At 40.4% G+C, this 14,268-nt stretch carries 11 protein-coding genes; 1 reads left to right on the forward strand and 10 read right to left on the reverse strand.

All coding sequences use genetic code 11. The features are described 5' to 3' along the window. Positions 1-4 precede the first annotated feature (4 nt). The 8 genes from ACVWYN_RS05625 to ACVWYN_RS05660 form a co-directional block, all read right to left on the reverse strand. Positions 5-1,135: a sensor protein KdpD gene (locus ACVWYN_RS05625; RefSeq protein WP_457287852.1), complete on the reverse strand. Its 1,131-nt coding sequence runs from the start codon at positions 1,133-1,135 to the stop codon at positions 5-7. Between the two features lie 13 nt (positions 1,136-1,148). After that, positions 1,149-1,715, reverse strand: coding sequence for a K(+)-transporting ATPase subunit C (locus ACVWYN_RS05630; RefSeq protein ID WP_457287853.1), 567 nt, complete (start codon positions 1,713-1,715; stop codon positions 1,149-1,151). A 19-nt stretch (positions 1,716-1,734) separates the two neighbouring features. Beyond that, positions 1,735-3,762, reverse strand: coding sequence for a potassium-transporting ATPase subunit KdpB (kdpB, locus tag ACVWYN_RS05635; RefSeq protein ID WP_457287854.1), 2,028 nt, complete (start codon positions 3,760-3,762; stop codon positions 1,735-1,737). A gap of 11 nt (positions 3,763-3,773) precedes the next feature. Further along, positions 3,774-5,492 (reverse strand): potassium-transporting ATPase subunit KdpA, encoded by a 1,719-nt coding sequence (gene kdpA, locus ACVWYN_RS05640; RefSeq protein ID WP_457287855.1) that lies wholly within the window; start codon positions 5,490-5,492, stop codon positions 3,774-3,776. Positions 5,493-5,501: 9 nt separating this feature from the next. Then, positions 5,502-5,591, reverse strand: coding sequence for a K(+)-transporting ATPase subunit F (kdpF, locus tag ACVWYN_RS05645; protein WP_457287856.1), 90 nt, complete (start codon positions 5,589-5,591; stop codon positions 5,502-5,504). 177 nt (positions 5,592-5,768) lie between these two features. Continuing rightward, entirely contained in the window at positions 5,769-7,100 is a 1,332-nt protein-coding gene (locus tag ACVWYN_RS05650; protein WP_457287857.1) for a sigma-54-dependent transcriptional regulator, read from the reverse strand. A gap of 23 nt (positions 7,101-7,123) precedes the next feature. After that, the gene (locus tag ACVWYN_RS05655) at positions 7,124-8,395 is read right to left on the reverse strand and encodes a sensor histidine kinase (RefSeq protein WP_457287858.1); all 1,272 of its coding nucleotides are present in this window, start codon (positions 8,393-8,395) and stop codon (positions 7,124-7,126) included. Between the two features lie 30 nt (positions 8,396-8,425). After that, positions 8,426-10,087, reverse strand: coding sequence for an FAD-dependent oxidoreductase (locus tag ACVWYN_RS05660; RefSeq protein ID WP_457287859.1), 1,662 nt, complete (start codon positions 10,085-10,087; stop codon positions 8,426-8,428). 68 nt (positions 10,088-10,155) lie between these two features. Here ACVWYN_RS05660 and ACVWYN_RS05665 point away from each other — a divergent pair, with 68 nt between their 5' ends. Then, positions 10,156-11,439: an MFS transporter gene (locus ACVWYN_RS05665; RefSeq protein ID WP_457287860.1), complete on the forward strand. Its 1,284-nt coding sequence runs from the start codon at positions 10,156-10,158 to the stop codon at positions 11,437-11,439. Positions 11,440-11,835: 396 nt separating this feature from the next. Here ACVWYN_RS05665 and ACVWYN_RS05670 read toward each other — a convergent pair whose 3' ends face one another. Both ACVWYN_RS05670 and ACVWYN_RS05675 read right to left on the reverse strand, forming a co-directional pair. Further along, entirely contained in the window at positions 11,836-12,582 is a 747-nt protein-coding gene (locus ACVWYN_RS05670; RefSeq protein WP_457287861.1) for a LytR/AlgR family response regulator transcription factor, read from the reverse strand. A 4-nt stretch (positions 12,583-12,586) separates the two neighbouring features. Continuing rightward, complete coding sequence (locus ACVWYN_RS05675) at positions 12,587-14,194, reverse strand: sensor histidine kinase (RefSeq protein ID WP_457287862.1); 1,608 nt, start codon at positions 14,192-14,194, stop codon at positions 12,587-12,589. Positions 14,195-14,268: the final 74 nt, after the last annotated feature.

Here is a 14,268-nt window from a genome sequence, read left to right on the forward strand (position 1 = left end):
TATCTCAAGATAATATCACAAGGTCAATCTCCGTGTCTGCAATACTTTTCAATAATTGGTTAAATATAGCGGTCTGCATAAACACTTGAAATAAGCTCGCATGCGGCTTACCGATACAAATTGTGGTCACCTCTTTTTCAGTAGCAATTCTAGTAATTGTTTTTGCAATATCATCACTTTTTATCTTAACCACCTCTCCACCAAGTTCTGTTGCCAGCTTTAAATTATTAATCAGGTGTCTTTGAAGATCGAGCTTTATTCGATCGCCGTTCTCCGCACTGCTTTGAACATAAAGGACTACCCACGGCGACCTATAATAGGATGCCAATCTTGCTGTCTTGCGAATAATGATTTTAGCGGTCTTGTGATTCGTAGAAATGCAAGCCATAAATTTCTCCGGACGAAGTTTTATCTGTTTGGGAACTTCTATATTTATCTTTCTTTCCAGGTGATGCGCTACTTCTTTCAAAGCCAACTCCCTCAGCTGAAGAATTCTTTCAGGTTGAAAGAAATTATTCAACGCCCTTTCTATTTTCGTCTGGTCGTAAATCTTCCCTGCTTTTAAACGATCAATAAGCTCATCAGCCGTCAAATCTATGTTAACAATCTCGTCAGCAGACTCCAAGATTTTATCAGGAATACGTTCCGTAATTGGGATCCCGGTAATGATTTCAATCTCCCCGTTCATGCGCTCCAGATGCTGAATATTGACTGCTGAAATCACGCTGATGCCAGCTTCCAGAATATCAGAAACATCCTGCCAGCGCTTCGCATTCTTACTCCCTTCTACATTACTGTGTGCCAATTCATCTACAATGACCACTTCAGGATGAATATTTATAATGGCGTTTACGTCCATTTCTTCCAGTTCCTTCCCCTTGTAGAAAATCTTGCGTCTTGGGATCAGGTTAATTCCCTCAAGCAGCGCATGCGTCTCCGCCCTATTGTGCGTTTCGATATAGCCAATCCTTATATCTATCCCATTTTTCTTTAGGGCATGTGCCTCCTGGAGCATTCTGTACGTCTTGCCTACTCCGGCACTCATCCCTATGTAAACCTTGAATTTACCCCTTCTGGATTTCTTCACCAAATCAAGAAACTTCTTTACTGAACCAGATCTACTTTCCTCTTCCATACCTAAGTGTAACCTAATCCTTCAACGCATCTAGCGCGAGGTTAAGTTTTAATACGTTTACAGAGGAAGGACCAAACATGCCCATTAGCGGACCATTGGTATTCTCTACTACAAGTTCGGCTACTTTTCTCTCCTCAATTTTACGGTATGCAGCAATGCGTTTAATCTGGATAACAGCACCCTGCTCAGAAATATTTGGATCCAGTCCGCTTCCTGATGCAGTAACCATATCTGCAGGTATAGCAGATTTGATTAAGCCCGGGTTGTATTTCAACAAGGTGTCAATCCTATCGGATACTTGTTTAAGGTAATCAGGATTTGATGGGCCTTTATTAGAGCCTCCTGATCCGGCAGCATTATAACCAACTGCAGAGGGCCTTCCCCAGAAATATTCTGGCTTGGTAAACGATTGTCCCAATAAAGCATAGCCAACTACTTTACCATTCCTGTTGATTTTCTCTCCACCGCCATTACCTTTAGAAAAACCTCCGGCAAAAGCTACTATTAATGGGTACACTACGCAAAGCAATACCATTAGGACTGCAGTTAAGCGTAAGGATTGTATGATGTATTTTTTCATGATCTTATATTTTTAAAGCTTATACGAATAAGCCAACCAGCATGTCAATTAATTTAATTCCAATAAAGGGAGCCACTACTCCACCTACGCCATAAATCAGCAGGTTTCTTCTTAATAGTGCACTGGCGCCAATGGGCTTGTAGGCAACTCCTTTTAAGGCCAGCGGAATCAGTATTGGAATGATGATCGCGTTGAAAATCACGGCAGACATAATTGCACTTTCCGGACTATGTAATCCCATCACATTCAGACTTTGTAAAGCGGGGATAGATGCGATAAACAATGCCGGTACAATGGCAAAATACTTAGCCACGTCATTAGCAATTGAAAACGTTGTTAAAGTACCACGGGTAATTAAAAGTTGCTTACCAATCTCCACAATCTCGATAAGTTTGGTCGGGTCATTGTCCAGATCCACCATATTACCTGCTTCCTTGGCTGCCTGAGTTCCACTGTTCATGGCTACGCCAACATCAGCCTGTGCAAGTGCCGGAGCATCATTCGTACCATCACCCATCATCGCCACCAGTTTACCTAAAGCCTGCTCGTCTTTAATGTAGTTCATTTTATCTTCTGGCTTAGCCTCAGCAATAAAGTCGTCAACACCCGCCTTTTCTGCAATAAACTTCGCAGTTAGCGGATTGTCTCCTGTTACCATTACCGTTTTTACACCCATTTTACGTAAGCGTTCGAAACGTTCACTGATCCCAGGTTTAATGATATCCTGTAATTCAATTACTCCCCATGCTTTTTCATTGAAGGAGACTACCAATGGCGTTCCACCGTTATTAGCGATTGCTTTAACGTTATCCTCTGTCTCCATTGGGAAAGGATTTCCAGCCATCAGCACGATGTTACGGATGGAATCAAATGCACCTTTACGAATTCTTTTACCATCGGTAGTATCTAAACCGCTGGACCTGGTTTCTGCGGTAAACTTAATAAACGCTGATCCTTCCGGAGCGGGCATTACCGTATGTCCTTTTCCAATGGCCAGTTCTAAAATGGATTTACCTTCAGGAGTTTCATCAGTTAATGAGCCCATCACGCAAGCTTCTATAAATTCTTTAGCATCGATGCCCGGTGCAGGGTAAAAACTGGTGGCCTTTCGGTTACCAATAGTTATTGTTCCTGTCTTGTCCAACAACAATACGTCAATATCTCCAGCGGTTTCTACCGCCTTACCAGATTTGGTAATTACATTAGCTCTCAGTGCCCTATCCATCCCAGCAATACCGATCGCTGATAATAATCCGCCAATAGTAGTCGGAATCAAACACACGAACAATGAAATCAAGGCAGCAATAGTAATTGGCGTATTTGCATAGTCTGCAAATGGTTTTAAGGTTACACATACGATAATAAATACGAGTGTAAAACTGGCCAATAAGATCGTTAATGCAATCTCGTTTGGAGTTTTCTGGCGAGACGCACCTTCTACCAATGCAATCATTTTATCCAGGAAACTTTCTCCCGGTTGTGTGTTCACCTGAACTTTAATCTGGTCCGACAATACTTTTGTACCACCGGTAACGGATGATTTATCGCCGCCAGACTCACGGATTACTGGTGCTGATTCTCCGGTGATTGCCGATTCATCAATAGTGGCAATCCCTTCGATGATCTCGCCATCAGTTGGAATGGTATCTCCGGTTTCGCAAAGAAAGACATCACCTTTTTTAAGCAGGCTTGAAGAGCGCACTTCAATTTCGCCATTGCTTAATAATACTTTTGCGGGCGTTTCCTCGCGGGTTTTCCTTAAACTATCAGCTTGTGCCTTTCCTCTAGCTTCTGCAATTGCTTCTGCAAAATTGGCAAACAACACCGTTAACAGTAGAATTAGAAAAATAAAGAAGTTATATATTGCAGATCCCTGCCCGGTATTACTGATCGAGTACACGGTTACATACGCCATAATTAGCGTTCCAACCTCAACAGTAAACATCACCGGGTTTTTAATCATGACCCGTGGATCAAGTTTTATGAAAGACTGTTTAAATGCAGTTTGCACTAAAGCAGGTTCAAATAATTTATTTTGAGTTTTCATCTTTGTAATATCTATTTAAGCATGGAGAAGTATTCTGCCAATGGTCCGAGGGCCAGCGCAGGGAAATAAGAAAGGGCATTTAAGACAACAATCACCGCGAAGGTCATCAGTCCGAATGTTAGGGTATCCGCTTTCAGCGTACCTGCAGATTCCGGGATGAACTTCTTAGCACCAAGCATGCCTGCTATTGCAATTGGTCCGATGATCGGCAAGAAACGGCCAAGAATTAATACAAAACCTGTTGCAACGTTCCAGAATGTGTTGTTATCACCTAAGCCTTCAAAGCCAGAACCATTGTTTGCATTGGATGAGGTCATTTCGTATAATATCTCAGAAAAGCCGTGGAAGCTGGGGTTATTTAACCAGCTTTTGGGCTGTACTGCCCAAGCAGCATCCGCATGGTTTACCACAAAGTAACTGGCCAGTGCCGTTCCTGCCAATATCAGGAAGGGACTGAGCAAGGTGATTAATGCGGCAATCTTAATTTCCCGTGCTTCCACTTTATGACCGAGGAATTCCGGTGTACGACCTACCATCAGTCCGGAGATAAAAACTGCTATGATCAGGTAGATGAAATAATTCAGTATTCCAACCCCACAACCACCATAAAAGGAGTTGATCATCATACCCAACAACTGCCATGCGCCTGTTAATGGCATTGTACTATCATGCATACTATTTACAGATCCTGTAGAAATGATGGTAGTTACTGTACTCCAGTAGCCGGAAATAGCCGGCCCGAACCGAACCTCTTTTCCCTCCATAGCACCAGTAAGTTGCGAAACGCCCATTTTGGCAATTGCCGGACTTCCACCTAACTCAGAGCTGACGGTAGGGATGAGCAACAGCAACATACCAATAGTCATCACGCCAAATATGATCCATGAAAGTTTCCTTCTGCGAATAAAAATACCAAAAGCGACAACCATTGCAATCGGGATGATCACTTGTGCTACCAATTCAACCGTATTGGTTAGGTAATTGGGGTTTTCCAATGGATGTGCCGAATTGACGCCAAACCAACCCCCACCATTTGTACCTAAATGTTTAATGGCAATCATTGCCGCAGCAGGACCCCTAGATACATTTACCGTATCACCTTGTACTGAAATAAATTGGTCTTTCCCTGCATAACTAGTTGGGGTACCATTAAAAGCAAGAATTAATGCGATCACCAACGACAATGGCAATAACAATCTGGTGATAGATTTTACAAAGAACTCCCAAAAGTTACCCAGTTTGTCGGTTGATTTATCCCTAAACGCCTTAAAGAAGACCACTGCGGATGCGATACCAGTTGCTGCACTTACGAATTGCAGGAACATGATTACGAATTGCTGAGTTAGATAAGTTAGTCCGCTTTCTCCTGAGTAATGCTGCAGGTTACAGTTTACCACAAAACTGATGATGGTATTAAAAGCAAGATCCGGCGACATGCCTGGATTACCATCTGGATTTAAGGGTAGTTTATCCTGGTTCATCAATACAAAAAAGCCATAAATAAGCCATACCATATTAATGGTTATCAAGGCTTTCATGTGCTGTTTCCAGTTCATCTCTTCTTTAATATTAATACCGGAAAGTTTATAGATACCGGTTTCAAGAGGTTTCAAAAAGTCTGTCCAGACTTTCTCACCAGCAAATACCTTTGCCAGATATTTTCCAAGGGGAATAGCTATGACCAGCGTGAGCAGGTAGGTAGCAACAATTCCAAGTAATTCAGTGTTCATAATTTGATGTTAAAATTTTTCAGGTTTAATCAGCACGTAAATCATGTAGATAAATACTGCGACTGCGATAATGAATAATGCGATCATAATTGTTAGCATAATGTGTTTTTTGTTATGAGCCCTATGCCAATACAAATGCCATTTACTAACCACAAATAGTTACTATACTATATATCAAATGATTAATACAATAAAATAGCTAAAAGGAATTCTTATAAAAAAAGAAACCCTTCCATTATGGAAGGGTTTTTATCAAAATGAATAAGCAAAAAAGGGTTATCCTATTTTATATTCTTCTATTTTCCGATAGAGTGTGGTCAAACCAATACCCAGCAACCTAGCTGTTTCTGTTTTATTGTCGCGGGTATAATGGAGTACCTTAATAATTTGTTGCTTTTCTACTGCCTGTAAACTCATGGTACTATCCTGCCCTTCATCATGATGAAACTCGTACGGAAGCAGATTTGCAGTCAACAGGTTATCGTCTGCAAGTATAACAACACGTTCCATCATATTCTTAAGTTCACGGATGTTGCCTTTCCAACTGTGTTTTATCAATAAGTTAGCAAAGCTTTCCTCCATTATAAAATCAGGCTTGTTCACTTTTGCAGCAAACTCTTTAAGATAATGCTGGGCAATGGGTATAATATCTCCCTTTCGTTGTGAAAGACTTGGAAGCTCTAAAGAGAATACAGAAAGTCGGTAATATAAATCCAGCCTAAATTTACCTGCCTGGGCCTGATCTTTAAGATCTCTGTTCGTGGCCGCTATAATCCTCACGTTGACCTTAGTCGTTTGCGTATCACCAACTTTTATAAAGGTTTGATTTTCCAAAACCCGAAGCAGCTTTGCCTGCAAATCCAGGTTCATCTCGCCAATTTCATCAAGAAATAATGTACCCTCATTGGCCTCTTCCAACAATCCCCTTTTATCTTTTAATGCTCCGGTAAAAGCACCAATTTTATATCCAAACAATTCGCTTTCCAGCAATTCGGGATTGAAGCCACTACAATTTAAAGCCACAAATGGCTTCAATTTTCTTGGACCCTCATAATGGATGGATTGTGCAAAAACCTCTTTCCCAGTTCCTGTTTCGCCGAGTAAAAGGACGGTGGTATCTGTTGCAGCAACTCTGGCGGCAAGGTCTAACGCTTCTTTTAATTGACGGGATTGCCCTAGTATTGCATTGAAATTGTATTTCTTAACAATTTTATTCTCCAGATCATACACACGTTGCTGCAATTTGACCTTTTCCATTGCTTTATATACCAGCGGAATGATCTTATCGTTATCATCACCTTTGGTAATGTAATCGAATGCGCCATTGCGCATGGCCATAACGCCATCTTGAATGGTTCCAAAAGCGGTAAGATTGATCACCTCAACATATGATTTGATCCTTTTGATCTCTTTTACCAACTCAACCCCATTAACATCAGGTAACTTCACATCGCTGATGACCACTTTTACATCATGAATTGCCAGGGCTTTTAAGCCCTCTTTCCCAGTATTTGCTTGAAAAACTGTAAAGCCTTCCAGTTCTATAATGCGCGCCAGCAGGCTGCAAATCTTCTTTTCATCATCTATAATGAGGACTATGTCTTCCATGTCTAATGAGCCGTTTTGCTAAATTAAAATATTCGATTGCGATTTGGAAAATTTGCCGTAAAAATACTCCCCTTGCCTTCCACACTATTAATACTCAGGCTCCCCCCATTTTTTTCCAAAAATTCTAACGAGAATTTAAGTCCCAAACCGGTTCCCTTTTCCATACTTGTTCCGTCAGTAGAACTGATGTTTTGGAGATTAAGGATATTGTGGATCTTTTCCGGACTAAGTCCTGATCCACTATCCGCAATACTAATGGCTGTAAAATTCCCCGCTGCCGCAGTAGTAATGTCAATTGTACCTCCCTGCGGACTAAACTTTATGGCATTGCTAAGCAGGTTCCTGATAACAAGTTCAAACTGATTTGGATCAGCAAAAACTTGTAGCTCATTAACTTCTTCAACGTTAATTGTAATAGATTTCTGATTTGAAATCACTTTAAAATCTGCAGCAAGTTTTTGAATTGCATTGCGCACAAAAAACAATACGGGCTCCGATTCTATCCCATTAAACTGGCTTTTGCCCCAAATCAATAAAGAATCAATATTCTCCTGCAAGCCCGCTACATCTGCCGATAAGCGTTCAGCAAGATCAGCAAATTCATCCTGCGTTAACATCTCCTCCCTTGCGAGTTGTAAAATACTTGCCGTACTGGCAATTGGGCCCCTTATGTCATGTGCAATCATTGCAAACATCTTCTCTTTGTTGGCATTGATTGCTGTGAGTTTTGTATTCTGAGACTCTATTCTGGACTGATAAAGTGCATTTTGTTTTTTAAAAAAATAAAGAAAAAACAAATAAAGTGCGAAGCAGTTGAACAATACTATAAATCTATAATTTTTTGAAACGGGCTCCACCAAATCATAGTAATTAGGATTTAAGTATATCAACAGAAACAATGCCGCATTAAGTAAACTAAATACGGTAATAATAACTACGTTTTCAAGCAAGATAAAATATACTCCAATAAACAGAAGTAAGAAAAATTCCATGTTATTGTGGTACAGCACTGCACTTGCAGAACTGCAAATCGAGTAAATCAAACCGACGATTACTGCCGGATAGGAAGTCATTTTCTTATGGTTGAAGTATATGATGCTGTAACCAGCAATCAGTGTAACTGCATCTAATGATACGAGTATATAATTTTTAGAAAAAAGGTTGAATATGAGAAACAATATAGATGATGTCCCTCCCATTAAACCTGCAAGATTAATTACATATATTTTCCGGCAAACATAAAAGGACATTTCTGGCGTAATACCAGTATTCAGGAGGCGCTTAAGCAAGGGCATCTGCGAAGATAACAAAAAAAATACATTCGATTATTTAAGTCGCTGCTTCTGCTTTAAAAGCATTGTCTCCAATTGTTTATAAGGTACTTTTTGCACATTCAATTTGCCATCAATTGCTATCGAAGCTGCGGTAGCAGCAGATTCCCCTAAAATCATAAATACAGGTTCCATCCTAACAGAACCATACGCAATGTGCGAAACAGATAAGCAAACCGGCACCAATAGGTTTACACACTCCTTTTCCTTTGGAACTATTGCACCATAAGCTATACTGTAAGGCTTGGGCGCTTTGACCCCTATATCACCCTCATTTTGCACAAAACCATCATCAGTAACATAACGCTGTGTATTGTGGGAATCAAGCGCATACGATCCCATTCCAATAGGACTGGCTACGCTTCTGTCGCCTAAAACCTCATGCTCGGTCATTACGTAATCACTAACCATTCGCCTTGCCTCACGGATGTATAGCTGATGTGGCCAATTGCCGTTATCCTTAAACTCATCCTTTGCCAATCCCCAGGTATTTAATTTATCCTGAAAGGCTTTGGGTATCCGCTTGTCGTTAGCCATGAAATACATCAATCCCTTCTGATAGTCTTCATGATCTTTGATTATTTTTTTACGTTCAAGGTAAGAAGCTTCAGGATAGTTATAATTCATTCCAATATAATCAGTACTAAAGGGACCATGATTATTGGTATCTGTTTTATGGTTTGGAATGGGATCATATTTATTAAATAACTCATTCCATCCACTTTTAAAGACACGTACCAGCAATTCATATCGCTGTGCATTATAGTTATCTGGCTTTGGAAACACGATTCTATTCTCTGGATTATTGGATAAGCACATCCTGAAACAGTAGGCTTGTAGTTTATGATCACCCTGACCGTTAACTCCCGGACGCTCACTAGAAATACCATCAAGCAAGCCACTACTTTTATCGCCGGGTACTACATAAGGGTCAATCTTTTTGGCAAAAAAGTGGTTATGCTGAAACACACCCGTTTGCACACCGTTCCAATGCTCTCCATATACGCTGTTGGCCTCCCTTCCCACATGGAAGCTAACTTTTGCAGCTGCCATCAAATCACCCTCATAAGTGGCATCAATAAATACTTTCCCTTTGTAAGTTACCCCTCCCATTGTGGTGATAGAGATAATCTTACCACCCTGCATTTTTACACCATTTTCCCTATTTAACCAGGCATTGCGATGTACAGTCAGGTGATATTCCTGAACAAAACCCTCCATGACCTGCTCCGCAACATGCGGCTCAAATATCCACATGGTACGGTCCGATCCATCTATCGCGGGTGTACCCTGGCCTTTATTTCCGTATTCTGCCTTCTTTTGCCATTTCCAGGCAGAATCTGTATCGTAATGACTATAAATTCTATGGTAAAACTCCCTGGCCAATCCGCCAATCACTTCTTTATTTCCAGTATCCGTAAAGCCCAATCCACCTGAGGACAACCCGCCAAGATGAATATCTGGTGAAACCATGATGACAGTTTTACCAAGTTTGCTTGCCTGTACAGTAGCGGTAACGGCAGCAGAGGTACCTCCGTAGACAATGATATCGGCTTCATACAATTTCTTTTCTGACTGAGCAAAGCAAGCTGTATTAAGCAAGGCAACTAGCAGAATGACTATATATGAGCTGTTGAAATATACGTGTCTTTTCAAATTATATCTTTTAAAATTTCAGAAAAGCAAGATAGGGATTTTGATCAGGATTTTATATGTTTGAAGTCATGACCAACCAACCTGTTTCCGGAAATCCTGTACGCCGTGTACTTATGGCGAGCCTAATTGGCACCACCATAGAATTTTTCGACTTTTACATTTTTGCCACTGCCGCGGTATTGGTATTCCCCAAGTTATTTTTCTCGGCTTCTGATCCAAATTCGGCCATGTTGGAATCACTGGCTACTTTTGCACTGGCATTTTTTGCCAGGCCTCTGGGTGCGGCGTTATTTGGACATTTCGGCGATCGTAAGGGGCGTAAAGCTACTTTAGTTGCAGCGCTAATGACGATGGGACCATCTACAGTAGCCATCGGGTTATTGCCTGGTTATGCTTCCATTGGTATTACCGCTCCTATTTTGTTGGCCGTTTTTAGGTTTGGACAAGGTTTGGGCCTTGGCGGCGAATGGGGAGGTGCCGTATTGCTGGCTACAGAAAATGCCCCTGCCCATAAAAAAGCCTGGTACGGGATGTTCCCCCAACTAGGCGCACCTATTGGTTTCCTCCTATCCAGCGGTGCTTTTTTTATATTGAGCAAAACAATGAATGAAAGCGATTTTATCAATTATGGCTGGCGCATACCTTTTATCGCCAGTGCATTATTGGTTTGGCTGGGTCTATACGTGCGATTAAAAATATCAGAAACACCCGACTTTTTAAAGATCATAGACAACAACCAGCGATCGGCTATGCCAGTAGCTGACGTTTTTATTAAACATACCAAGGCCATCACTTTGGGTACATTAGCCACCATTACCACCTTTCTACTCTTTTATTTAATGACAGTATTTACATTAAGCTGGGGTACTACGGTGTTACATTATCCCAAAAGTCAGTTTTTGATAATACAAATGATCTCCATGCTTTTCTTTGGCATAGGTATTCCACTCTCGGCAATGCTTGCTGATAAGTATGGTCGCAGTAAAATGCTTATTGCGGCAACAATTTGCATCATGGTATTCGGCCTTATTTTCGCGCCCCTGTTTACCACTGGAAGCTCACTAATTACCACCCTATTTTTGTCGCTTGGTATGTTTTTAATGGGCCTAACCTATGGGCCTATAGGAACCGCGCTAGCGGGGATATTCCCAGCTTCAGTACGCTACACCGGCGCCTCTCTGGCCTTTACCCTTGCCGGCATATTGGGTGCTTCGCTAACGCCTTATTTGGCAACTACGCTAGCGCATAACTACGGACTTGCTTATGTGGGCTACTATTTAACCATAGCTGCAGCGGTAACACTCCTTGCTTTATTGGGCGCCAGGAAACTGATGAAGCAACAAGCGGAATAGTCTGCCTTCGGCCTGGCTTCGTCCTGCCTTCGGTACGGCTTCGTACGTCGGTTATCCATTCGATATCGGTTCGATATCCGTTCGTCATCCTTGGTATATCTAAAAGATGATTAAATAACCGTCGATGTGCCTTTAATGGATGTAAAATATACGAAGCCAGGTACTAGGTAAACGGATGCTAGAATTGAGCTATGTTCGGTATGGAATAAGCACAAATGGGTGTTTAATGGGTGTGTTCTCGGTGTTTGATGGGTGTTGGCTCGGTGTATTCACCCAGAACACACCCCTACAAGGCCGATTTGACCCAGAAACTAGAGTTTTTTCTGTGCAAGGCATATAAACCAATTGTCAATTTTTTGCTCGAAATGAGCTTAATTTTCTGTAGGATTGAACTACTTAAAGCTGCTGCAGGGCTTGTTTTACAGCCTCTTTATTGGGCTTTGAAATGGGTATTTTTTCTCCGGACATTAAGAGCAGGACACCACCATCTTCCTTTAACCAGCTTTTTACATATTTTGGATTTACTAAATGGCTCTGATGGGTTCTTAGAAATCCATTGGGTCGCAGTAAATCTGCGTACTCTTTAAGTGATTTAGAGACTAATAATTTTTCATCATTTGAAAGAAAGAAGTGGGTATAAGTATTGTCTGCTTCACAACGTACAATCTCAGATAAAGCAACATACCTTATTTCGGTTTGCATCTGTAAGGCAATTTTGCTGAGGTGGGTTACTGGCTTTTTTAATTGTTGCAGTAAAAAATCGAGCTGAGCAGTCTGCCTGTGTGTTGCCAATTTATTTTCGGCTTTATTTACTGCACTTATCAATTCGTCAATATCGATGGGTTTTAAAAGATAATCTAAGGCGGCAAACTTTACCGCTTGTATGCCATATTGATCGTAAGCAGTGACAAAAATAACTTCGAAATTCCTCGCTGGAATCAGTTTTAGCACCTCAAAACCTGTTTCCTTTCCCATTTGAATATCCAGAAATACCAGATGAGGTAAATATTTTTCAATGACATGAACCGCATCACTTACATTTTGTGCTGTTGCCATTACAGTTACCTGCGGACAATGCTTTTCTAGCAAAGTCCGCAGGTTTTCTAAGTTGGAAATTTCGTCGTCTATTAAAATTGCCCTCATTATGTTATAGCCAATCCGTTAATGACAAGCTGATCTTAGTACCATTAGGGTTTGATTGTAGCGTAAAAATAATGCGATTTTCTTTATAAATGCTATTCAAAAGCGCTATTCTACTCTCGCTTAAAGGAAGACCCAAACCAATGTTCTTTTTTTCCGGATCAAAACCATTTCCATTATCGGTAACAGTTAAGACCAAATCATTTGCCTGCTTAATAAATGAGATGATAATTTTTCCGCCGTTACCTTTTTCCGATACGCCATGCTTTACCGCATTTTCTACAAATGGTTGTAGCAGCATACTTGGTATTTCTATATTATCTAAGTCATCAGATCGGTTAATTTCGTATTTAAATCCGAACCGCAATTGCTCCATTTGAAGGTAATCGTCTAATAAAGTTTTTTCTTGGGACAAACTAATCAATTCTTTATCATCGAGTACGTTACGCGTTAATCTTGCAAATTTAGAAAGGTATTTATTGGCATTGTCTATTTCATTTTTGTTCATTAAATTCTGAATACCAGAGAGTGCATTAAACAAGAAATGAGGGTTTAGTTGGGAACGAATAGAAGTAAGTTTAAGCTTTGCCATATTCTTTTGCTGCTCTTTTTCTGCAAGCTTTTTTTTGCTTCTCTTTTTATTGAAGTACAGGACCACGAGAAATACTAATGCAATAGAAAATGCGGCTACAAGGGTATATGTTATAAGTTCCTTTTTGGTATAGTTTTCTTCCTCTAAAGTTACTGAAAGCGTATGTCTGGTGATGTATTTTTCAATGTCCTTTGCTGAAAAATCGCAATCATGGCATCCTTCCCATTTAATCAATGGCTGAATTACAATTTCATACGTTCCAGATTTTTTGAATACACTTTTATCGATCCTTACAACAGGTAGGTACTCATGGTCTTCAACAATGCCGTTATATTGCCAGGAAGTTGATTCGAAAATTACTTTGTTCGTGTGCTTGTCTTTTATTGATGTGGAATAGAGATAATCTATATCTGACTTGTCCTTTATGAGTGTTAATTCGTCGTCCTTTTCGGTGAAGCGAAGGTCTGTTTTTTCTTTAGGGTCGGTTATCCAACTGTAGTCAACGCCTTTGTCAGTTTTGAAGCGTTTTGAAAAACCTTTAATCCTTGCTTTCGGTATCGGTTTTCCATAAAAAATGGTGGTGTAAACATCCTGTGGTTTTTCGGTGTCATAAGATATTATGGTAATGACTTTATCTTTTACCAGGAAAGTACCAAAAGTTGTAGAGCGGAATACTTCTTCATCACCTCTATCAACATCTTTCAATGTTGTTGTGTCGATAGACTTGTTCAGCGCTACTGGCTTATTATCCACCAAAATAGTGTAACGGTAGTTCTTCACATTGATATTCTTTCTGAAATAAATCTGGATGTTTACATTATTGACTTCAGGCAAGAAATTAAACGATGTATGCGGTTGGTTGGGAAATATATTGGCATAAAACACATTTTTGGCTGAACTATCTACACTCATCAGCATTTTTCCACCAGCAGCACTTTTTCGAAAAAAGTCAATGCCTTTTTGCGCGTTTGATGTAGATAGCGTAAAAATGAAGCTGAGAAATATAAGGATTGTCTTTTTCATGATGTTAAGTCTAATTTTCATCAAACTTGTAGCAATAATAGCAAAACTACAACCATAAAACAGGAAAGACCATG

The organism is Pedobacter sp. UYP24 (genome assembly GCF_054057295.1).

Excerpts from the sequence above, each read along its gene's own strand:
- ACVWYN_RS05625 (WP_457287852.1), bottom strand. The coding sequence starts at position 1,135 with ATGGAAGAGGAAAGTAGATCTGGTTCAGTAAAGAAGTTTCTTGATTTG.
- ACVWYN_RS05630 (WP_457287853.1), bottom strand. The coding sequence starts at position 1,715 with ATGAAAAAATACATCATACAATCCTTACGCTTAACTGCAGTCCTAATG.
- kdpB (WP_457287854.1), bottom strand. The coding sequence starts at position 3,762 with ATGAAAACTCAAAATAAATTATTTGAACCTGCTTTAGTGCAAACTGCA.
- kdpA (WP_457287855.1), bottom strand. The coding sequence starts at position 5,492 with ATGAACACTGAATTACTTGGAATTGTTGCTACCTACCTGCTCACGCTG.
- kdpF (WP_457287856.1), bottom strand. The coding sequence starts at position 5,591 with ATGCTAACAATTATGATCGCATTATTCATTATCGCAGTCGCAGTATTT.
- ACVWYN_RS05650 (WP_457287857.1), bottom strand. The coding sequence starts at position 7,100 with ATGGAAGACATAGTCCTCATTATAGATGATGAAAAGAAGATTTGCAGC.
- ACVWYN_RS05655 (WP_457287858.1), bottom strand. The coding sequence starts at position 8,395 with ATGCCCTTGCTTAAGCGCCTCCTGAATACTGGTATTACGCCAGAAATG.
- ACVWYN_RS05665 (WP_457287860.1), top strand. The coding sequence starts at position 10,156 with ATGACCAACCAACCTGTTTCCGGAAATCCTGTACGCCGTGTACTTATG.
- ACVWYN_RS05670 (WP_457287861.1), bottom strand. The coding sequence starts at position 12,582 with ATGAGGGCAATTTTAATAGACGACGAAATTTCCAACTTAGAAAACCTG.
- ACVWYN_RS05675 (WP_457287862.1), bottom strand. The coding sequence starts at position 14,194 with ATGAAAAAGACAATCCTTATATTTCTCAGCTTCATTTTTACGCTATCT.